Annotated in this window: 17 protein-coding genes; 6 read left to right on the top strand and 11 right to left on the bottom strand. The window is 62.3% G+C overall.

What is annotated here, in order from left to right; genetic code table 11:
- Nucleotides 1-131: 131 nt before the first annotated feature.
- Nucleotides 132-1115, top strand: coding sequence for a LysR family transcriptional regulator (locus J3P82_RS05615; RefSeq protein WP_434561365.1), 984 nt, complete (start codon nucleotides 132-134; stop codon nucleotides 1113-1115).
- On the opposite strand, the gene J3P82_RS05610 is transcribed toward J3P82_RS05615, so the two are convergent.
- Both J3P82_RS05610 and J3P82_RS05605 read right to left on the bottom strand, forming a co-directional pair.
- The gene (locus J3P82_RS05610; protein ID WP_434561363.1) at nucleotides 1105-1569 is read right to left on the bottom strand and encodes a RidA family protein; all 465 of its coding nucleotides are present in this window, start codon (nucleotides 1567-1569) and stop codon (nucleotides 1105-1107) included. The genes J3P82_RS05615 and J3P82_RS05610 overlap by 11 nt on opposite strands.
- A gap of 152 nt (nucleotides 1570-1721) precedes the next feature.
- A complete protein-coding gene (locus J3P82_RS05605; protein WP_434561361.1) occupies nucleotides 1722-1979 on the bottom strand; it encodes a hypothetical protein in 258 nt (85 codons plus the stop codon).
- Between the two features lie 234 nt (nucleotides 1980-2213).
- Between J3P82_RS05605 and J3P82_RS05600 the strand changes: the two genes are divergently transcribed.
- From J3P82_RS05600 to J3P82_RS05580, 5 genes are all read left to right on the top strand, one after another.
- Entirely contained in the window at nucleotides 2214-3371 is a 1158-nt protein-coding gene (locus J3P82_RS05600; protein WP_434561359.1) for an efflux RND transporter periplasmic adaptor subunit, read from the top strand.
- Nucleotides 3368-6484 carry a multidrug efflux RND transporter permease subunit gene (locus J3P82_RS05595; RefSeq protein ID WP_434561357.1) on the top strand — a complete coding sequence of 1039 codons (3117 nt, stop codon included), beginning with the start codon at nucleotides 3368-3370 and terminating at the stop codon, nucleotides 6482-6484. Before J3P82_RS05600 ends, J3P82_RS05595 begins: the two co-directional genes overlap by 4 nt.
- Nucleotides 6485-6493: 9 nt before the next feature.
- Nucleotides 6494-7168: a heavy metal response regulator transcription factor gene (locus J3P82_RS05590; protein ID WP_434561355.1), complete on the top strand. Its 675-nt coding sequence runs from the start codon at nucleotides 6494-6496 to the stop codon at nucleotides 7166-7168.
- A 25-nt stretch (nucleotides 7169-7193) separates the two neighbouring features.
- On the top strand, nucleotides 7194-8522 hold the full coding sequence (locus J3P82_RS05585) for a heavy metal sensor histidine kinase (RefSeq protein WP_434563716.1): 1329 nt from the start codon (nucleotides 7194-7196) through the stop codon (nucleotides 8520-8522).
- A gap of 146 nt (nucleotides 8523-8668) precedes the next feature.
- Nucleotides 8669-10153 carry a sensor domain-containing diguanylate cyclase gene (locus J3P82_RS05580; RefSeq protein ID WP_434563714.1) on the top strand — a complete coding sequence of 495 codons (1485 nt, stop codon included), beginning with the start codon at nucleotides 8669-8671 and terminating at the stop codon, nucleotides 10151-10153.
- Between the two features lie 89 nt (nucleotides 10154-10242).
- On the opposite strand, the gene lpxC is transcribed toward J3P82_RS05580, so the two are convergent.
- The 9 genes from lpxC to murD form a co-directional block, all read right to left on the bottom strand.
- Nucleotides 10243-11154, bottom strand: coding sequence for a UDP-3-O-acyl-N-acetylglucosamine deacetylase (gene lpxC / locus J3P82_RS05575; RefSeq protein WP_095106092.1), 912 nt, complete (start codon nucleotides 11152-11154; stop codon nucleotides 10243-10245).
- A gap of 112 nt (nucleotides 11155-11266) precedes the next feature.
- The gene (gene ftsZ / locus J3P82_RS05570; RefSeq protein WP_135847083.1) at nucleotides 11267-12460 is read right to left on the bottom strand and encodes a cell division protein FtsZ; all 1194 of its coding nucleotides are present in this window, start codon (nucleotides 12458-12460) and stop codon (nucleotides 11267-11269) included.
- Between the two features lie 101 nt (nucleotides 12461-12561).
- Nucleotides 12562-13821 (bottom strand): cell division protein FtsA, encoded by a 1260-nt coding sequence (ftsA, locus tag J3P82_RS05565; protein WP_003205342.1) that lies wholly within the window; start codon nucleotides 13819-13821, stop codon nucleotides 12562-12564.
- Nucleotides 13822-13836: 15 nt separating this feature from the next.
- The gene (locus tag J3P82_RS05560; RefSeq protein WP_018606096.1) at nucleotides 13837-14703 is read right to left on the bottom strand and encodes a cell division protein FtsQ/DivIB; all 867 of its coding nucleotides are present in this window, start codon (nucleotides 14701-14703) and stop codon (nucleotides 13837-13839) included.
- A gap of 3 nt (nucleotides 14704-14706) precedes the next feature.
- Entirely contained in the window at nucleotides 14707-15672 is a 966-nt protein-coding gene (locus tag J3P82_RS05555; protein WP_434561353.1) for a D-alanine--D-alanine ligase, read from the bottom strand.
- Nucleotides 15669-17129: a UDP-N-acetylmuramate--L-alanine ligase gene (gene murC, locus J3P82_RS05550; RefSeq protein WP_434561351.1), complete on the bottom strand. Its 1461-nt coding sequence runs from the start codon at nucleotides 17127-17129 to the stop codon at nucleotides 15669-15671. Before murC ends, J3P82_RS05555 begins: the two co-directional genes overlap by 4 nt.
- Nucleotides 17122-18192, bottom strand: coding sequence for an undecaprenyldiphospho-muramoylpentapeptide beta-N-acetylglucosaminyltransferase (murG, locus tag J3P82_RS05545; RefSeq protein ID WP_434561349.1), 1071 nt, complete (start codon nucleotides 18190-18192; stop codon nucleotides 17122-17124). Before murG ends, murC begins: the two co-directional genes overlap by 8 nt.
- Nucleotides 18182-19399, bottom strand: coding sequence for a putative lipid II flippase FtsW (gene ftsW, locus J3P82_RS05540; protein ID WP_434561347.1), 1218 nt, complete (start codon nucleotides 19397-19399; stop codon nucleotides 18182-18184). The genes murG and ftsW overlap by 11 nt, the downstream gene beginning before the upstream one ends.
- On the bottom strand, nucleotides 19396-20742 hold the full coding sequence (gene murD, locus J3P82_RS05535) for a UDP-N-acetylmuramoyl-L-alanine--D-glutamate ligase (protein WP_434561345.1): 1347 nt from the start codon (nucleotides 20740-20742) through the stop codon (nucleotides 19396-19398). Before murD ends, ftsW begins: the two co-directional genes overlap by 4 nt.
- Nucleotides 20743-20744 lie beyond the last annotated feature (2 nt).

The following is a 20744-nucleotide window of genomic DNA, read 5'->3' as shown; positions in this document are numbered from 1 at the left end:
CATCGCCCCCAACGGCGATAAGCCAATCTTTCTGTGATTCTTTGTTACCGTTAACGTGATAATCGATCGGTCGGGGTCCCGTAGCGCCGTAACTTCATGTCACAATTTGCCACCTCCCAAGAGAGCCCTCCATGGACACTTTGCAAAACATGCGCGCGTTCAGCTGTGTTGCTGAAGCCGGCAGCTTCACCGCTGCCGCCGCGCAACTGGACACCACCACGGCCAACGTCTCGCGTGCGGTTTCCAACCTCGAAGCCCACCTGCAAACCCGCCTGCTCAACCGCACCACGCGCCGCATTGCACTGACCGAGGCGGGTAAACGCTATCTGCTGCGTTGCGAGCAGATCCTGGCGTACGTCGAAGAGGCGGAAGCCGAGGCCAGCGACGCCCATGCGCGCCCGGCCGGGCAGTTGAAGGTGCACACCATGACCGGCATCGGCCAGCACTTCGTGATTGACGCCATCGCTCGCTACCGCAAGACCCATCCGGACGTGACCTTCGACCTGACCCTGGCCAACCGCGTGCCAGACATCCTCGACGAGGGCTACGACGTCTCCATCGTCCTCGCCAGCGAGCTGCCGGATTCAGGTTTCGTCTCCCAGCGCCTGGGGATCACTTACAGCATCGTTTGTGCGTCGCCCGCCTATGTGAAGGCCAGCGGCTGTCCGCAAAAACCCAGCGACCTGCTCAACCACGCCTGCCTGCGCCTGGTCAGCCCGGTCATTCCGCTGGAGAAATGGGTGTTCGACGGCCCGGAAGGCCAGGAGATGGTGACCATCAATAGTTCACCGTTCCTGGTGAATTCCGCCGATGCGATGAAAACCGCGATCACCAGCGGCATGGGTGTAGGGGTCTTGCCGGTGTACGCCGCCATCGAAGGCTTGCGCAACGGCACGCTGGTGCGGGTCATGCCCAACTATCGCTCTCAGGAGCTGAACCTCTACGCCATCTATCCTTCGCGCCAGTACCTGGACGCGAAGATCAAGACGTGGGTCGAGTACCTGAGAGGTTCGTTGCCGGAAATCCTGGCGGCACACCAGGCGGAACTGACGGCTTATGAATTGAGTGGAAGCCTGACAGGGCCCGCCGCCACTCCTCAATTATTCAGGACATGACAGCCACGCATTCAATTTCTACCCGGGCATCACGCACCAGGCTTGCCGCGAACGTCGTGCGAGCCGGCAGCCGCCTGGAATTGAAGTATTTTTTATAGACGTCGTTCATGCTGGCGAAGTCCTTGATATCGGCAAGGATCACGGTGCACTTGGCGACGTGTTCAAGAGAAGATCCAGCCCGCTCGAGCGCCGCCTTGAGATTATCCATAGCCTGCCTGGTTTGTCCGGCGGCCCCGCCCTCGACCAGACGACCGTCCGAGCCAAGACCCAACACACCCGACAAGTAGACCGTTGGCCCAACACGCACGGATGACGAGAACGGCAGGCCTTCGAGTGATTCATAAATTGGCGAAACGTCTTGGGCAACCGAAGCCTGTTGCTGGGCATAAGACGGCGCAACACCGCTGAGCAACAAGGCAGGCAAAAAGGCAAGCCAGGTTTTATTTATCGACATGAACGTCTCCACAAAGATGACCCGTTACGCATCCTGAATGGTGGCGCCGGGGCATTTCATCTTCGCGAGGACTGATAAAGTTAGCTGTAGGCATTGACCTACATTCTTGTAGGCAACGCCTTAAATTAACGTGTACTCAGGGTCTGCAAGGCTCAGCGTTTGCCCATTGAACGACGCGTACCGGGAGGCGCCGCGCCGGGGGTCTTGGTGTGACCGTTCTTCGCGCCGTTCTTGTACCAGGGCTGTTGCCCGGCACCTTTGGCCGTGGCCAGTTCGCCGGGTTTGAACGGGAACTTGAAGGCCGCGATCGCCGCCGTGGCGTTTTCAGCGCTGCCATTCTCGCTGTTGGCCAGGTCAGCCTGGTCGTCGCTCGTGAGTTCGTCCACGGGCGAAGGTGTCGGGGAAGTCATGTAAGGCTCCGGTAAAGCGGGTATGCCGGGCTCGGTGAGTGAGCCGCGAAACGCAGCAGTATACTCGCCCGCTATCGCCGTGCACCGGGCAGATTCAATCGAGACTGACCGTCTGACAGGAAGTCGGGACAAAACTGACAGCCGTGACAGCTAGCCGTCACCTTCCTGACGGGCTCACAACGCTATATAAGAAAGCCCAAGAATTCCTTCGTCCCGAACCGGCGTTTCACGTTCATGCCTATCCAGAAAAAAACCGTCTTGCTTGTCGTGCTATTGATCGCCCTGGCCGCCCTCGCCCTCTGGTTTGCCATCAAGCCCGTCGCCACCCGACCCAGCGCGTCCGCCGCCGTACCGGTGAGGGTTGTCAGCGTGGTCGAAAAGGACGTGCCGCGCTTTGCCAGCGGTATCGGCACGGTGTTGTCGCTGCACAGCGTGGTGATCCGCCCGCAGATCGACGGCATTCTCACCAGGCTGATGGTCAAGGAAGGACAGCTGGTCAAGAAGGGGGACCTGCTGGCGACCATCGATGATCGTTCGATCCGTGCCAGCCTCGACCAGGCCCGGGCCCAACTCGGCGAGAGCCAGGCGCAACTGGCCGTGGCCCAGGTCAACCTCAAGCGCTATAAATTGCTGAGTGTCGATGACGGCGTGTCCAAACAGACCTACGACCAGCAACAGGCCTTGGTCAATCAGCTCAAGGCCTCTGCCCAAGGCAACCAGGCGGCCATCGACTCGGCCCAGGTGCAATTGTCCTACACCCAGATCCGCTCCCCGGTGACCGGTCGCGTCGGCATTCGCAACGTCGATGAAGGCAACTTCCTGCGAACCAGCGACACCGAAGGCTTGTTCACGGTGACCCAGATCGACCCGATTGCGGTGGAGTTTTCCTTGCCCCAGCAAATGTTGCCGACCTTGCAGCGATTGATCGCCGCCCCCGACCAAGCCTTGGTCAAGGCCTACATCGGCGCCGATGACGCCACCGGGGACCCACTCGGCGAGGGGCGGCTCAGCCTCATCGACAACCAGATCAATACCAACACCGGGACCCTGCGGGCCAAGGCTGAATTCAATAACGCCGCGCAACGGCTGTGGCCGGGGCAACTGGTCACCCTGAAAATCCAGACAGCCATCGAAAAAGGCGCCTTGGTGGTGCCACCCACCGTGGTCCAGCGCGGGCTGGAGCAACACTTCGTGTACCGGGTCAAAGGCGACAAGGTGGAAAGCGTGCCGGTAGAAATGGTCTACCAGGATAGCGGCATGCACATCATCAAGGGGGTGAGCGCCGGCGACCAATTGGTGAGCGACGGCCAGTCACGGCTCAAGCCCGGCGCCAGCGTCCAGGTACTCGGCGATCCCCCCGCCCTCGCCAAGACCGGGCAGGCGCAGCCATGAAGGGCCGCGGCTCGATATCGGCGTGGTGCATCGACCACCCCATCGCCACGGTGCTGCTGACATTCGCCCTGGTGTTGCTGGGGTTGATCGCCTTCCCTCGCCTGCCCGTCGCGCCGTTGCCCGAGGCGGAATTCCCGACTATCCAAGTCAGCGCCCAGTTGCCTGGCGCCAGTCCCGAGACCATGGCTTCGTCGGTAGCGACCCCGCTGGAAGTGCAATTCAGCGCCATCCCGGGCATCACCCAGATGACCTCCAGCAGCGCGTTGGGCTCGACCAACCTGACCCTGCAATTCAGCCTCGACAAAAGCATCGACACCGCGGCCCAGGAAGTCCAGGCGGCCATCAACACCGCTGCCGGCAAGCTGCCCAACGACATGCCGAACCTGCCGACCTGGCGCAAGGTCAATCCAGCCGACAGTCCGGTGCTGATCCTCAGCATCAGCTCAGACCTGATGCCAGGCACCGAGCTGAGCGATTACGTCGAAACCCTGCTCGCCCGCCAGATCAGCCAGATCGACGGCGTCGGGCAAATCTATATCACCGGCCAGCAACGCCCGGCGATCCGGGTCCAGGCCTCGGCCGACCGACTCGCGGCCATCGGCTTGACCCTGGCCGACCTTCGCCTGTCCCTCCAGCAAGCCAGCCTCAACCTTGCCAAGGGTGCGCTGTACGGAGAGTCGAGCATTTCCACGCTGTCCACCAACGACCAGTTGTTCAAGCCCGAAGAATACGGCGAATTGATCGTTTCCTACCGGGACGGCGCGCCGGTTCACCTCAAGGACATCGCCAAGGTCGTCAACGGTTCGGAAAACGCCTACGTCCAGGCCTGGTCCGACGATCAGCCCGGGGTCAACCTGGTCATCTTCCGCCAACCGGGAGCGAACATCGTCGAGACCGTCGACCGCATCCAGGCGGCCCTGCCGACCTTGGAAGCCATGTTGCCCGCCGCGGTGCAGGTCAAGGTGATGATCGACCGTACGCAGACCATTCGGGCATCGCTGCACGAAGTGGAGATCACCTTGGTGATCGCGGTGCTGCTGGTGGTGGCGGTGATGGCGCTGTTCCTGCGCCAGCTCTCGGCGACCCTGATTGTCTCGGCGGTGCTCGGCGTGTCGTTGATCGCCAGTTTCGCCCTGATGTACGTGATGGGGTTCAGCCTGAACAACCTGACCCTGGTGGCCATCGTCATCTCGGTGGGGTTCGTGGTGGACGACGCCATCGTCGTCGTGGAAAACATCCACCGGCACCTGGAGGCCGGCGAAGGCATGCGCGAGGCGGCGATCAAGGGCGCCGGGGAAATCGGCTTCACCGTGGTTTCCATCAGCCTCTCGCTGGTCGCGGCGTTTATCCCGCTGTTGTTCATGGGCGGCGTGGTCGGTCGTCTGTTCAAGGAGTTCGCCCTGACGGCCACCTCGACCATCCTGATTTCGGTGGTGGTGTCCCTGACACTGGCGCCCACCCTGGCGGCGTTGTTCATGCGCGCCCCGACGCACCATGCTCACGCCAAGCCCGGGTTCGGCGAACGTCTGCTGGGTTGGTACGAGCGGGGCTTGCGCAAGGCCCTCGCCCATCAGAAGCTAATGATCGGCGTGTTCGGCCTGACCTTGGCGCTTGCGGTAGTGGGCTACGTGTTCATTCCCAAGGGTTTTTTCCCGGTGCAGGACACTGGCCTGGTGCTGGGCACCAGTGAGGCGGCCGCCGACGTGTCGTTCCCGGACATGGTGGCCAAGCACAAGGCCCTGGCCGAGATCGTTGCCGCCGACCCGGCAGTGCAGACTTTCTCCCACTCCGTCGGCGTCTCGGGCAACAACCAGACCATCGCCAACGGCCGCTTCTGGATCGCCCTCAAGCCCCGGGGCGAGCGCGATGTATCGGCCAGTGGCTTCATTGACCGGATCCGTCCCAAACTGTTGAAGATTCCCGGCGTCGTGCTGTACCTGCGGGCAGGGCAAGACATCAACCTCAGCTCCGGCCCCAGCCGCGCCCAGTATCAATACGTGCTCAAGAGCAACGACGGACCGACTCTCAACGCCTGGACCCAGAAACTCACCGACAAGCTGCGCGGCAGCCCGGCGTTCCGTGACATCTCCAACGACCTGCAACTGGGCGGCAGCATCACTCACATCAACATCGACCGCAGCGCCGCGGCGCGTTTCGGCCTGACCGCCAGCGATGTCGACCAGGCGCTGTACGATGCCTTCGGCCAGCGCCAGATCAATGAATTCCAGACCGAGACCAACCAGTACAACGTGATCCTGGAGCTCGATACCCAGCAACGTGGCAAGGCCGAAAGCCTGGCGTATTTCTACCTGCGCTCGCCACTGAGCGGGGAAATGGTGCCGCTTTCGGCCCTGGCCCGCTTCGATGCGCCCACCAACGGCCCGCTGTCGATTGCCCATGACGGCATGTTCCCGGCGGCGAACCTGTCGTTCAACCTGGCGCCCGGGGTGGCGCTGGGGGATGCAGTGCGCCTGCTCGACCAGGCCAAGAACGAGATCGGCATGCCCGCCGCCATCACCGGTAATTTCCAAGGCGCGGCCCAGGCGTTTCAAAGTTCGCTGGCGAGCCAGCCGTGGCTGATCCTCGCCGCGCTGGTGGCGGTGTACATCATCCTTGGCGTGCTCTACGAGAGTTTCGTGCACCCGCTGACGATCATTTCCACGTTACCCTCGGCCGGCCTTGGCGCGCTGATCATGCTCTGGCTGCTGGGCCAGGATTTTTCGATCATGGCGTTGATCGGGCTGGTGCTGCTGATCGGCATCGTCAAGAAGAACGGCATCCTGATGATCGACTTCGCCCTCGACGCCCAGCGCAATGGCGGGATGACGCCGCAGGACGCGATTTTCCAGGCCTGCCTGACCCGCTTCCGTCCGATCATCATGACCACCCTGGCTGCCCTTCTCGGTGCCCTGCCGCTGATGCTCGGCTACGGCGCTGGCGCGGAATTGCGCCAGCCCCTGGGCATCGCGGTGGTTGGCGGTCTGCTGGTGAGCCAGGCGCTGACGTTGTTCACCACTCCGGTCATATACTTGTGGCTCGAGCGACTGTTCCATCGGCCCGCCCAGCACCCAGGGCCGGCGCCGACGGCGACGCTGGCAAGCACAGACCACTGAGGCGGGCCCATGCGCGTTCTGATCATCGAAGACGAAGAAAAAACCGCTGACTACCTGCACCGCGGCCTGACCGAACAGGGCTACACCGTGGACGTGGCGCGGGACGGCGTCGAAGGGCTGCACCTGGCCCTCGAAAGCGATTACGCGGTGATCGTGCTCGACGTCATGCTGCCGGGGCTGGATGGCTTTGGCGTGCTGCGTGCCTTGCGCGTGCGCAAGCAGACGCCGGTGATCATGCTCACCGCCCGCGAACGGGTCGAAGACCGCATCAAGGGCCTGCGCGACGGTGCCGACGATTACTTGGGCAAACCCTTCTCCTTCCTTGAACTGGTGGCCCGCTTGCAAGCCCTGACTCGCCGCAGCGGCGGCCATGAACCGGTGCAGGTCAGCATCGCCGACCTGTGGATCGACTTGATCAGCCGCAAGGCCACCCGCGCCGGCCAGCGCCTGGACCTGACCGCCAAGGAGTTCTCGCTGCTCAGCGTCCTGGCCCGTCGCCAAGGCGAAATCCTCTCGAAAACCGCCATTGCCGAAATGGTCTGGGACATCAACTTCGACAGCGACGCCAACGTCGTCGAAGTGGCGATCAAACGGCTGCGGGCCAAGCTCGACGGACCGTTCGAAGAAAAATTGCTGCACACCATTCGCGGCATGGGTTACGTGCTGGAGAACCGAGGTGAGTAATAGCATCGCACTGCGCCTGAGCGGCATGTTCACGCTGGTCGCGGCGCTGGTGTTCCTGCTGATTGGCGGCGCCCTTTACCAGCAGGTCGAAAAAGGCCTGGGCCTGTTGCCGGAAGCCGAACTCGATGCCCGTTACAGCGTGCTTGAATCCACCGTCGGGCGTTTCGGCACGTCCGAGCACTGGGTGAAAATCAACAACAAGCTGCGGTTGCTGGGCGAAGAAGACAAGCGCATCCATTTCTGGGTCGTCAGCGGCGACCCGCGCTTTGAATACGGCAACCCCGCCCCTCAGGTCCGCGCCGTTGCCCAAGGCCCGCTGGGCAAGCACGACCTTGTATTGCCCGACCGGCATTATCCGATGAAGGTCCTGGTGAGCCAGTTTCCGGCCAAGGACCAGCGTCCGCCGTTGCGGTTCATGATCGGCATCGACACCGAGACCTTCTACCAGACCCAACATCATTTGCTGGTGGCGCTGGTGAGCCTGGCGTGTATCGGCGTGCTGCTGGCTTCCTTGCTGGGCTATTGGGTTGCGCGCATCGGCCTCAAGCCCCTCATCAAGTTGTCCGATGAAGCCCAGCGCCTGGCCCCGCCCCGCCTCACCGGTCGCTTGCGCTTGTCGCCGTTGCCGCCGGAACTCAGCCAGTTCGTCAGTTCGTTCAATGCCACCCTCGATCGCGTGGAACAGGCGTACTCCCGGCTCGAATCGTTTAACGCCGATGTCGCCCACGAACTGCGCTCGCCGCTGACCAACCTGATCGGCCAGACCCAAGTGGCGCTGACCCGCGGGCGTTCGGCCGAGCATTACTTCGAAGTGCTGCAATCGAACCTCGAAGAACTGGAGCGGCTGCGCTCGATCATCAATGACATGTTGTTCCTGGCCAGCGCGGACCAGGGCAGCAAGGCCACCAAGCTGACCACCACCTCCCTGGCCGACGAGGTGGCAACCACCCTCGATTACCTGGACTTCATCCTCGAAGACGCCCAGGTCCAGGTTTGCGTCAGCGGCGATGCACAAGCCACGATCGAAATCGCCCACCTGCGCCGGGCGCTGATCAACCTGCTCAGCAACGCCGTCCAGCACACCGCGCCCGGACAAGTGATCGATGTGCAGATTGAAGTCCTCGGCGACCAGGTCTGCCTTGGCGTCACCAACCCCGGCGAGCCGATCGCCGGCGAGCACCTGCCGCGTCTGTTCGAGCGCTTCTACCGGGTCGATGCCTCCCGCAGCAACAGTGGCGCCAACCACGGGCTGGGCCTGGCCATCGTCAAGGCGATTGCGCTGATGCATGGCGGCGATGTGTTCGTGCGCAGCGACCGGGGCGCAAACACCTTCGGCATCCGTTTGCCGGCCTGAAATAAGCCACGATGTGCATTGCTCAATTCCAGTGCCGCACGCACAATCTTGCAAAAGGCCAGCATTGTCTGATGCCAGTCATCCGCGGTTGAAGATGAGCAGCCTATGGGAAGGATCCCAGCCACATGACAATGCAGATCGGAATCATGAACGCGAGCAGTGCAACACCCGGCAAGATCCCCCTTTCGATACGTTCGGAACGGGTACTCGTATTGGCCAGCTCGCTGGTTGTGATTGCCATCCTGAGTATCGTGACGTTCCTGCTGATCCGGGAACATGCCAGCGCCCAACAGGCGGCGACGCGGGCGGCGAGCAACATCGTGCAGCTGATCGACGCCGACGTGCTGCGCAACGTTGAACTCTACGACCTATCCCTGCGAGGTTTGATTGCCGCTGCAAAGCGCGACGACTTGAAAGACGTTTCGCCAACGATTCGCCATCTCGCCCTGTTCGACCGCGCCACCGCCGCGCCCTACAAAGGCGACATCCTGGTGCTCGACAAGCGTGGCGATGTGATCGCCGATTCCGCCTCGGTAGAACCACGTAGAGGCAATTACGCCGATCGGGAATATTTCCAGTCCCACCTTCCGGACCCCAACCCGGGCATGAAAATCAGTCGCCCGTTCCGGGCCAGGAGCCAGCCGCACGATTGGCGCATCAGCTTCAGCTATCGGTTGAACGATGACCGGGGCGATTTCATGGGCGTGGCCGAGGCAGCGATGCGCCTGGGCTACTTCAGCCAACTGTTCAAAAGCCTGAACATCGGTCACGGCGGAACGGTCAACCTGGTCAGCCGTGACGGCATCCTGCTCGCGCAGGAACCACCGCTGGCCGAAGACATGATCGGCAAGGATTTCAGCAATCGGCCGAATTTCGTGCGCATCCTGCGCGAAGGCGATGGCAGCTTCACCAGCGTGTCGAGCGTGGATCAGACGCAACGTCTCTACACCTTTTCCCAGGTGGGCGACTTGCCTTTGATAGTCGTCGTCGCGCTCTCCTCCCAGGAAGTCTTCGCTTCATGGAAACGCACGGCGTTGCTGGTCAGTGGCGCCACGGGCGCGCTGTGCATCACCTTGCTCTGGCTCACCTGGTTGCTGCGCCGGGAATTGCGACGCCGCCACCACGCCGAACGGGAGCTGGCGCAACTGGCATCCGTCGATCCGCTGACAGGCCTGGCCAACCGTCGGACCCTGGACCAGACGCTGCATCTGGAATGGCTGCGTGCGCAACGCTCCGGCCAGCCGCTGTCGGTCCTGATGATCGATGCAGACCACTTCAAGGCGCTCAACGATCGCCTTGGCCACCAACGTGGCGACGAGGCCTTGCGCGCCCTGGCGCAACTGATCGGCGAGCATGTTCGGCGACCGGCCGACTTGGCTGCGCGCTACGGAGGTGAGGAGTTTTCAGTGGTGCTGCCGGAAACCACCACCGCAGGAGCGTTCAGCATGGCGCAGAACATTCGTGAAGCGGTGGAGCAGTTGCCTGGCGACGTGCCCATGACCGTCAGCATCGGCATCGCCACTTGGGCCCAGGGGCCGTACAGCGAACCCGAACAACTGCTGCTTGCCGCCGACAAGGCGCTTTACCAGGCCAAGGCCAGCGGGCGTAATCGGGTTGTTTGCGCGATGTAAGACAGCCACCAAGTGCTTATGCCCCGAACTCCAGGTATAAAAAAGGGCCACCCGAAGGCAGCCCTTAAAAAACTAGAGAGGTTTTTTGCTTACACGGCCGCTACAGGGCGCATGTAAGAGATTGGTGCGGTGCTGGCGTCTTCGAACGTCACGACTTCCCAAGCGTCTTTCTGCTCAATCAACTTGCGCAGCAGCTGGTTGTTCAGTGCGTGGCCGGACTTGAAGCCCTTGAACTCACCAATCAGGCTGTTGCCCAGCAGGTAGAGGTCGCCGATTGCATCGAGGATCTTGTGCTTGACGAATTCGTCTTCATAACGAAGGCCGTCTTCGTTCAATACACCGTCGGAATCGACCACGATCGCGTTTTCCACACTGCCGCCGAGTGCGAGGTTGTGCTTGCGCAGGTACTCGATGTCACTCATGAAACCAAAGGTACGGGCGCGGCTGACTTCTTTTACGAACGAAGTGCTGGAAAAATCCACGCTTGCACTTTGGGTGCGGTCACGGAAAACCGGGTGATCGAAATCGATCTCGAAGCTCACCTTGAAACCTTCGAAAGGGACGAAAGTGGCGCGCTTGTCGCCGTCTTCCACTGTCACTTCCCGCAGGATGCGGATGAATTTCTTGGCCGCGTCCTGTTCTTCCAGGCCAGCCGATTGAATCAGGAATACAAAGGGTCCGGCACTGCCATCCATGATCGGGACTTCGGACGCGGAGAGCTCGACGTAGGCGTTATCGATGCCCAGGCCAGCCATGGCCGAGAGCAAATGCTCCACCGTGTCCACTTTGACGTCACCGTTGACCAGTGTGGTCGACATAGTGGTTTCGCCAACGTTTTCCGCGCGAGCAGGGATCTGCACCACAGGGTCGAGGTCGGCACGACAAAACACAATGCCGGTGTCGACAGGCGCAGGCTTGAGGGTCAGGTAGACCTTCTCGCCGGAGTGCAGGCCGACACCTGTGGCACGGATAATATTCTTCAGGGTGCGTTGTTTAATCATGGCATGGGCCGCTTCAGCGCAAATTGCGAACTGGTATCAACAAAGGCTGGCGATGATAGCAGACCAGACCTTTGCTGAACACCAATCACCCGTATACCCCTGATACATTCCATCAATCGGCCTGACGACGCAGGAATGCCGGGATGTCCAGGTAATCCAGATCGTCTTGCGGATTCATCTTCGCGGCAGTCGCAGTACCGGCCTGGGCCTGGTTGCGCATGACGGTCGGACGGTCCAGGTCACGGTAGTTCACCGCCGGTGCTTCCTGACGGGAGGACACTTGTTGTTGCGGTTGCGAAGCCATTGAGGTGTGAACGGTATTGTCGATAACCTTTACCGGCTTCTCGATTTTAGCGCCCAGACCCGTGGCAACCACGGTGACGTGCAACTCGTCGCGCATGTCCGGATCGATAACGGTACCGACCTTGACCATTGCGTGCTCGGAAGCGAAGGCTTCGATGATGCTACCCACGTCGGAGTACTCACCCAGGGACAGGTCAGGACCGGCGGTGATGTTCACGAGGATGCCGCGCGCACCTTGCAGGTTCACGTCTTCGAGCAACGGGTTGCGGATGGCCGCTTCGGTCGCTTCGCGCGCACGGTTCGGACCGCTGGCGCAGCCAGTGCCCATCATCGCCATGCCCATTTCGCTCATGACAGTCCGTACGTCAGCAAAGTCGACGTTGATCATGCCAGGACGCTTGATGATGTCGGAGATACCGCGAACGGCACCGGCCAGTACATCGTCAGCCTTGGCGAAAGCCGACAAGAGGCTTGCGTCTTTACCGAGGATGGTCAGCAGCTTCTCGTTAGGGATGGTGATCAACGAGTCGACGCTTTCAGACAGCAGACGGATACCTTCGTCGGCGATCTGCATACGCTTGCGACCTTCGAAAGGGAACGGACGAGTCACCACCGCAACGGTGAGAATGCCCATTTCCTTGGCCACTTCGGCAATGATTGGCGCCGCACCGGTACCGGTACCGCCGCCCATGCCCGTGGTGATGAACACCATGTTGGTGCCTTGCAGGACTTCAGCAATGCGCTCACGGTCTTCGAGAGCGGCCTGACGGCCCACTTCAGGGTTGGCGCCGGCGCCAAGGCCTTTGGTCACGCCAGTGCCCAATTGCAGGATGGTCCGTGCGCCGATGGATTTCAGCGCCTGGGCATCAGTGTTGGCGCAGATGAACTCAACGCCTTCAATGTTGCTCTTGACCATGTGGTTGACAGCGTTGCCGCCGCCACCGCCGACACCGATTACTTTGATAACCGGGCTAGCGGGGATGTTGTCTACGAGTTCAAACATGTTCCCTCTCCTTACATTCTCTAGTTTTTTTTCGCCTACTGCGTTTTTACCGCCTTCTAGCGCCAAGCCTGAGCTTGCCGCTTGAAGCTTGAAGCTTGCTGCTAAAAATTACCTTTCACCCAAGCCTGGAGCCGCTCGAAAAGCGGCGCTTTCGGCTCGTCGCTGCTGTAGCTGTCACGGCTGCCGATCCCCGAGAACGAAATCCCGTCGGATTGCTTTTGCAGGCCATACATCAACAGGCCCACGCCGGTGGAATAGATCGGGTTGCGGACCACGTCATCGAGGCCCTTGACGCCATGGGGCACGCCCAGGCGCACCGGCATGTGGAAAATCTCTTCGGCCAGTTCGACCGCGCCCTCCATCTTCGACGTACCGCCGGTCAGCACGATGCCGGCCGGGATCAAGTCTTCGTAGCCGCTGCGACGCAGTTCGGCCTGGATCAGCGTGAACAGCTCGTCGTAGCGCGGCTCGACCACCTCGGCCAAGGCCTGGCGCGACAGTTCGCGCGGTGGACGGTCGCCAACGCTTGGCACCTTGATGGTTTCACCGGCACCGGCGAGTTTCGCCAGGGCGCAGGCGTAGCGGATCTTGATTTCCTCGGCGTACTGGGTCGGGGTGCGCAACGCCATGGCGATGTCATTGGTCACCTGGTCGCCGGCAATCGGAATCACGGCCGTGTGGCGAATGGCGCCTTCGGTGAAGATCGCGATATCAGTGGTGCCGCCGCCGATGTCCACCAGGCACACGCCCAGTTCTTTCTCATCGTCGGTCAACACCGAGTAGGCCGACGCCAGTTGCTCGAGGATGATGTCGTCGATTTCCAGGCCGCAGCGGCGCACACATTTTTCAATGTTCTGTGCAGCGTTCACGGCGCAAGTCACCACGTGGACCTTGGCTTCGAGGCGCACGCCGGACATGCCCAGCGGCTCGCGCACGCCTTCCTGGTTATCGATCACATAATCCTGCGGCAGGGTGTGCAAGACACGCTGGTCGGCCGGAATCGCCACCGCTTGGGCCGCGTCGAGCACGCGCTCAAGGTCGGCGGAGCTGACTTCGCGATCACGAATCGCCACGATGCCGTGGGAGTTCAGGCTGCGGATGTGATTGCCCGCAACGCCGACGAACGCCGAGTGGATCCGGCAACCGGCCATCAGCTGCGCTTCTTCGATGGCGCGCTGGATCGATTGCACGGTGGACTCGATGTTCACCACCACGCCTTTTTTCAAGCCACGGGACGGGTGTGTACCGATCCCGACGATGACCAGCGTGCCGTCGTCCGCGACCTCGCCTACCAGCGCAACCACCTTGGAAGTGCCGATATCCAGACCGACGATCATTTTTCCGCTTTGCACGTTTGCCATGGGTCCTGCCTCTTCTTAATTCTTCGCGACAGCGGGTTCGGCTGTCGTCGGCGCTACAGGTTCCCGCCAGCCAACAGCGAGGCCGTTGGCGTAGCGCAGATCGATGCGCGCGATGTTCGTAATCTGTTCTTTGAGCGTCTTGTCATAGATGGCAATGAAGCGGCGCATCTTTTCCACCAGGTTGCCGCGCCCGAGCAGCAGCTCGATGCCGGGCCCCGAGCTGCCCGCGCCAGTGGTCAGAAACCAACTGCCGCGCTCACGCAGTTCCAGGCGTGCGATGGAGAAGCCCAGCGGCCGCAACATCTGACTCAACACCTGGTATTGCTGCATCACTTTCTGCTGGGCCCGTTGAGGCCCGAACAGTTGTGGCAAATGTTCGTAGTTCGCCAGTTCCCGTGGCGTGAACGCCTGGCCCTGGTTGTTCAACAGCGACTCGTCGCCCCAACGGGCCACTGGCAATTGTTCTTCCAGGCGAATCGACACCTGGTCGGGCCATACCCGCCGTACTTCGGCGTGGGCGATCCAAGGCATCTGCTCCAGCTCCGTGCGCATGCCGGCCAGGTCGATGGTGAAGAAGCTCGACGCGACGAACGGCGCGATCCGCTGCTGCACCGCCTGCTGGCTGATGTAGCTCAGGTCGCCCTGGACGTTGATCCGGGCGATTGGCCGGTCGGCATAGGGCAGCAAGCGTTGTGCGCCTTCATACGTACCGAACCCCAACGCCACCAGCAGCACCGGCCAGAACAAGCTCTTGAGAAAACCAAAATTGGCTTTCGGCAAGCGCGCCGACATCGGCTCTTTGGCCACCATTCGGCTGGCACCCCGCGGCACCGGCTTGCGACCGGGAGCGGATGGCTGATGACGAAGCGATGCGCCTTGCATGGCTTAACCTCTTGGCTCTTGGTTGCCGACACTGGCGGCCAGGATCGACAGCACCAGTTGCTGGAAATCCAGACCGGCGGCACGGGCCGCCATCGGTACCAGGCTGTGATCGGTCATGCCGGGAGCGGTATTGACTTCCAGGAACCAGAACTGCCCGTCGGCGTCCTGCATCACGTCCGCGCGGGCCCAACCGGCGATCCCCAGCGCCTCACAGGCCTTGGCCGTGAGCTCCATCAATTGTTTTTCCTTGGCGGCATCCAGCCCGCAGGGAATGCGGTACTGGGTGTCATTGGCGATGTACTTGGCGTCGTAGTCGTAGAACGTGTGGGGCGTGCCCAGCGCGATAGGGGGCAACACCTGGTCACGCAGGGTGGCGATGGTGAACTCCGGACCGGTGATCCACTGTTCGACCAACACTTGCGAATCGTAGGAACTGGCGTCCTTCCATGCGGCGGTCAACTCAGGCAGCGAATTCACTTTCGCCATGCCGATACTTGAACCTTCATGGGCCGGTTTGACGATCAAGGGGAAGCCCAGTTCCGTCGCCGCCGAAATACAATCGGCCTCGCTCGCCAGCACGGCGTGACGCGGCGTCGGAATGCCGAGGCTGTGCCAGACCTGCTTGGTGCGCAGCTTGTCCATTGCCAGGGCGGAAGCCAGGATGCCGCTGCCGGTGTAAGGGATGCCCAAGCACTCGAGCAGACCCTGCATGCTGCCGTCTTCGCCGCCGCGACCGTGGAGAATGATGAAGGCCCGGTCGATTTTTTCGCTCAGCAGGCGCTGCAGGAAATCGTCGCCCACGTCGATACCGAACGCGTCGACACCGGCGCTTTGCAAAGCGAGCAGCACGGCATTGCCGGACTTGAGGGACACCTCGCGCTCGGCGCTCTTGCCACCGAACAGCACGGCCACGCGGCCGAAGGCTTTCGGGTCCAGGGTCGAGACCAGGTTGGCGTAGGCAGCAGTCATTTCAGTTTCCCCTCGCTGGAAGCCACGATTGCCCCAGCGAATAACGGACTATTCAACAGTTTCGGGGCCAGGCCACCGATGTCACCAGCACCCTGGCAAAGCAGGATGTCGCCGGCGCGCAGCAGCGGCTTGACCAGCGGCGCGAGGTCCACGCCGCGCTCGATGTAGATCGGGTCCAACTGACCGCGCTGGCGGATGCTGTGGCACAACTGGCGGCTGTCAGCACCCGGGATCGGCTCTTCGCCGGCCGGATAGACTTCCATCAGCAGCAGCACGTTGGCGTCGGCCAGCACCTGGACGAAATCGTCGTACAGGTCGCGGGTGCGGCTGTAGCGGTGCGGCTGGTAGACCATCACCAGGCGCCGTTCCGGCCAGCCACCGCGCACGGCCTTGATCACCGCCGCGACTTCGGTCGGGTGGTGGCCATAGTCGTCCACCAGCATCACGTTGCCGCCGTCCACCGGCAGTTCGCCGTAGACCTGGAAGCGTCGGCCCACACCCTGGAAGCCAGACAGGCCCTGGACGATGGCTTCATCGCTGACGCCTTCGTCGGTGGCGATGCAGATGGTGGCCAGCGAGTTCAGCACGTTGTGGTTGCCGGGCATGTTCACCGACACGTCCAACGGTTCGCGATCAGGGCGCAGCACGGTGAAGAACGTCTGCATGCCTTGCTGGCGCACGTTGATGGCGCGCACGTCGGCGTCTTCGCCAAAACCGTAGGTCACGGTCGGACGCTTGATCAGCGGCAGGATCTCGCGCACCACCGGATCGTCCAGGCACACCACCGCCAACCCGTAGAACGGCAGGTTGTGCAGGAATTCGACGAAGGTTTTCTTCAGTTTGTTGAAGTCACCGTCGTAGGTCGCCATGTGATCGGCGTCGATGTTGGTGACCACGGCCACCAACGGTTGCAGGTGCAGGAAACTCGCGTCGCTCTCGTCGGCTTCGGCGATCAGGTAGCGGCTGGTGCCCAGCTGGGCATTGGTGCCCGCGGCATTCAGGCGACCACCGATCACGAACGTCGGGTCCAGGCCACCGGCGGCGAACACCGAGGCGATCAGGCTGGTGGTGGTGGTCTTGCCGTGAGTACCGGCGACGGCGATGCCATGGCGATAACGCATCAGCTCGGCGAGCATCTCGGCTCGCGGCACCACGGGGATGCGCCGTTCCAGGGCGGTGGCGACTTCCGGGTTGGAGGTGTTCACGGCGCTGGAAACCACCAGCACATCGGCGTTGGCGGCGTTCTCGGCGCGGTGGCCGATGAAAATCTGCGCACCGAAGGATTCCAGGCGCTCGGTGACCGGCGAAGCCTTCAGGTCGGACCCCGAGACCTGGTAACCCAGGTTCAGCAACACCTCGGCGATCCCGCACATGCCCACGCCGCCGATCCCGACGAAGTGGATGCGGCGGATACGGCGCATTTCCGGCTGCGGCATGGCTTTGCGATTCTCAACCATGGGCCACCTCCAGGCAGGTATCGACCACTTGGGCAGTGGCATCGGGTTTGGCCAGGCGGCGCGCGGCGCGGGCCATGTCTTCGAGTGTTTGCGGCTGCATCAAGACCTCTGTCAGGCGTGCGGCAAGATCCGCGGCGCCAGTCGTTCTTTGTGGCATCAGGAAGGCAGCGCCTTCACGGGCCAAATAATCGGCGTTGCGGGTCTGGTGATCGTCGATGGCATGGGGCAAAGGCACCAGCATCGAGGGCAGACCGGCGGCAGCCAGTTCACTGACGGTGAGCGCGCCTGCGCGGCAGACCACCAGGTCGGCCCAGCCATAGGCTTGGGCCATGTCTATGATGAACGGCTGCACTTGCGCCTCGACGCCGGCGGCGCGATAGCGTTCGGCGGTCACTTCATCGTGGTTTTTGCCAGCCTGGTGAAACACCTCCGGGCGCAGTTCGGGAGCGACCTGCGACAGGGCTTCGGGCAGCAATTTGTTCAACGGTTCTGCGCCCAGGCTTCCGCCCAGGATCAGCAAACGCGCCTTGCGTCCGGCCAGGGCCGGGCGCGGTGTTGCGAGGAACAGCTCCGTGCGCACTGGATTACCGGTGGTGCGACGGCTGCCCGACAGGGTAAAGGTGTCGGGGAAGGCTTCACAGACCCGGGCGGCCAATGGCACCAGTAACCGATTGGCGGTACCGGCTACGGCGTTCTGCTCGTGAACGATCACCGGCACACCGGCCAGTTTCGCCGCGACGCCACCTGGGCCGGTCACGTAGCCACCGAATCCGACGACACAGACCGGCCGCAGCCGACGAATGATCGCCCGCGCCTGCCAGATCGATTTGAGCAGCATCAGTGGCGCCTTGAGCAGCGACAGCTTGCCCTTGCCGCGCAGGCCGCTGGCGTTGATCCGATGCAGCTCCAGGCCGGCGGCCGGCACCAATTCATTCTCGATGCCCCGTGGCGTGCCCAGCCAGTGCACGGTATAGCCGCGCGCCTGGAACTCCCGCGCACAGGCCAGCGCCGGGAACACATGCCCACCGGTGCCGCCCGCCATGATCAGCACGTTAGCGCCCATGAGTCGGCTCCTCGGCGAAGTCGCTCTCTTGGAATTCCATCTCTTCGCTGCCCAGATGCGTGCGACTCTCCCACTCGATGCGCAGCAACAAGCCGAGACAGGCGCAGCAGATCACCAGGGAGCTGCCGCCGTAACTGAGGAACGGCAGCGTCAGACCCTTGGTCGGCAACAGACCAACGTTCACGCCGATGTTGATCAGGAACTGACCAATCCACAGGAACGACAGGCCATACGCCACGTACGCGGCAAAAAACTGCTTGGCCTTCTCGGCCCACAAACCGATGTACATGCCGCGCACGCAGACGAAGACGAACAGCGCGACGGTCAGCAGCGAACCGACCACGCCCAGCTCTTCGGCGAGGACCGAGAACACGAAGTCGGTATGGGCTTCCGGCAGGTAGAACTGCTTCTGCACGCTGTTGCCCAGGCCTACGCCCAACCATTCGCCGCGCCCGAAAGCGATCAGCGCCTGGGTCAATTGATAGCCGGAACCGAATTGGTCGGCCCATGGATCGGTAAAGGTAATCAAACGCGCCATCCGGTACGGCTGCGCCTGAACCAGCACGGTCACCGCGCCGACCGCCAGCGCCACCATCAGGGTGAAACGGAACAGCCCGACACCGCCCAGGAACAGCATCGCCGCCGCCGCCCCCATCATCACTACAGTGGCGCCGAAGTCCGGTTCCATCAGCAGCAGGCCGGCCATCGGCAAAAGCACGATGAACGGCTTGAAGAAACCCATCCAGCTTTCGCGCACTTCTTTCTGGCGCCGCACCAGGTAACCGGCGAGGTAGATCACCACGAACACCTTGGCGATTTCCGAAGGCTGGACGTTGAAGAAGCTGAAGCCGATCCAGCGCATGGAACCGTTGACCTCACGGCCGATGCCGGGCACCAGCACCATCACCAGCAGGCCGAAGGCGCCGAGCAGCATCATCCAGCCCAGGCGCTGCCAGGTGGCGATCGGCACCATCATGGTGACGATGCACGCGCCCAGCCCGATCACCAGGTAAATCAGGTGACGGATCATGTGATAAAGGGTGTTGCCCGACTGCACGGCGGCCACTTCCGACGACGCGGAGGTAATCATCACCAGGCCCAGGCCGAGCAATGCCAGGCAACCGGCGAGCATCGGGAAATCCAGGTCGATGCCGCGCCCAGTGATCAGCGGCGACGGGTACGGTTTGATGATGTTCAGCAGGTTCATGCCAAGTCCTCCGTGGCCCGAGCGAACAACTGCCCGCGCTCTTCGTAGTTCTTGAACATGTCAAAACTGGCGCAGGCCGGAGACAACAGCACCGCATCGCCTCGGTGCGCGAGGGCACGGCATTGCTGTACCGCCTCGTCCAACGAACCCACGCGAACCAACGGCACGGCATCGCCGAGGGCATGGGCGATCAATTCCCGGTCGCGGCCCATCAGCACCACGGCGCGGCAGTTGACCACCACCGGGTCGCGCAGATCCTTGAAGTCGGCGCCCTTGCCGTCGCCACCGGCGATCAGCACGAGTTTGCCTTCGATGTCCGCGCCCAATCCTTCGATGGCGGCCAGCGCGGCGCCGACGTTGGTGGCTTTGGAATCGTTGTACCAGGCCACGCCATCCAGGTCGCGCACCCACTGGCAGCGATGTTCGAGACCGGCGAAGCTGCGCAGGGCCGAGAGCATGGCGTCGAACGGCAGCCCGACCGCGTGCCCAAGCGCCAAGGCCGCGAGTGCATTGGCCTGGTTGTGGGCGCCACGAATCTTCAATTCGCGCACGGGCATCAGGTTCTGGAATTCGAAGGCCAGGTATTTCTCGCCGTTCTCTTCGCGCAAACCGAAGCCTTTGAAATCCGGAACGCCGAGGCCGAAGGTCCAGCAAGGCAGCCCTTCGCTCATCAACGGCCGTGTCAGCGCGTCTTGCCGATTGAATACCACCTGCCGCGCGCCACGGAAGATCCGGTGCTTGGCCAGGTGATAGGCCGGCAGGCCGCTGTACCGGTCCATGTGGTCTTCGCTGATATTGAGCACGGTCGCCACTTCGGCGCCCAGGTCATCAGTGGTTTCGAGCTGGAAGCTGGACAGTTCCATCACGTACAGCTCGACGTCGTCGCTGAGCAGGTCCAGCGCCGGGGTGCCGAGGTTGCCGCCCACGGCGACACGCTTGCCGGCCGCAGCCGCCATTTCACCCACCAGGGTGGTGACGGTGCTCTTGGCGTTGGAGCCACTGATGGCAACGATCGGTGCCTTGGCGTTGCGGGCGAACAACTCGATGTCACCGGACAATTTCACCCCACGAGCGGCGGCAGCCTGCAGGGCCGGGGTCGCCAAGGCCAAGCCGGGGCTCACGTAGAGCTCATCGGCACGGCACAGGAATTCGACGTCCAGCTCGCCACAACGCACATCTACCTGAGGATAGTCACGACGCAGCGTGGCCAGCTCAGGCGGATTTTCCCGCGTATCGGCCACGGCGAACGACACGCCCCGGTTCGCCAGGAAGCGAACCAGGGACATGCCGCTCTTGCCGAGGCCGACAACGATGCGGAAGTGGTCAGAAGCGATCAGGGACACGC

Origin of the sequence: Pseudomonas sp. Z4-20, assembly GCF_051131955.1 — a bacterium.
In the GTDB taxonomy this organism is placed as follows: domain Bacteria; phylum Pseudomonadota; class Gammaproteobacteria; order Pseudomonadales; family Pseudomonadaceae; genus Aquipseudomonas; species Aquipseudomonas marvdashtae.
Note: the sequence above shows the minus strand (reverse complement) of the source record. Positions and strands in the feature narration are given on the sequence as shown.

Coding starts and splice junctions, on each gene's coding strand:
- murC (WP_434561351.1), bottom strand. CDS start 17,129: ATGGTTGAGAATCGCAAAGCCATGCCGCAGCCGGAAATGCGCCGTATC.
- ftsZ (WP_135847083.1), bottom strand. CDS start 12,460: ATGTTTGAACTCGTAGACAACATCCCCGCTAGCCCGGTTATCAAAGTA.
- lpxC (WP_095106092.1), bottom strand. CDS start 11,154: ATGATTAAACAACGCACCCTGAAGAATATTATCCGTGCCACAGGTGTC.
- J3P82_RS05560 (WP_018606096.1), bottom strand. CDS start 14,703: ATGCAAGGCGCATCGCTTCGTCATCAGCCATCCGCTCCCGGTCGCAAG.
- J3P82_RS05590 (WP_434561355.1), top strand. CDS start 6,494: ATGCGCGTTCTGATCATCGAAGACGAAGAAAAAACCGCTGACTACCTG.
- J3P82_RS05600 (WP_434561359.1), top strand. CDS start 2,214: ATGCCTATCCAGAAAAAAACCGTCTTGCTTGTCGTGCTATTGATCGCC.
- J3P82_RS05585 (WP_434563716.1), top strand. CDS start 7,194: ATGTTCACGCTGGTCGCGGCGCTGGTGTTCCTGCTGATTGGCGGCGCC.
- J3P82_RS05605 (WP_434561361.1), bottom strand. CDS start 1,979: ATGACTTCCCCGACACCTTCGCCCGTGGACGAACTCACGAGCGACGAC.
- ftsA (WP_003205342.1), bottom strand. CDS start 13,821: ATGGCAAACGTGCAAAGCGGAAAAATGATCGTCGGTCTGGATATCGGC.
- J3P82_RS05555 (WP_434561353.1), bottom strand. CDS start 15,672: ATGACTGCTGCCTACGCCAACCTGGTCTCGACCCTGGACCCGAAAGCC.
- J3P82_RS05595 (WP_434561357.1), top strand. CDS start 3,368: ATGAAGGGCCGCGGCTCGATATCGGCGTGGTGCATCGACCACCCCATC.
- murG (WP_434561349.1), bottom strand. CDS start 18,192: ATGGGCGCTAACGTGCTGATCATGGCGGGCGGCACCGGTGGGCATGTG.
- J3P82_RS05580 (WP_434563714.1), top strand. CDS start 8,669: ATGAACGCGAGCAGTGCAACACCCGGCAAGATCCCCCTTTCGATACGT.
- ftsW (WP_434561347.1), bottom strand. CDS start 19,399: ATGAACCTGCTGAACATCATCAAACCGTACCCGTCGCCGCTGATCACT.
- J3P82_RS05610 (WP_434561363.1), bottom strand. CDS start 1,569: ATGTCGATAAATAAAACCTGGCTTGCCTTTTTGCCTGCCTTGTTGCTC.
- J3P82_RS05615 (WP_434561365.1), top strand. CDS start 132: ATGGACACTTTGCAAAACATGCGCGCGTTCAGCTGTGTTGCTGAAGCC.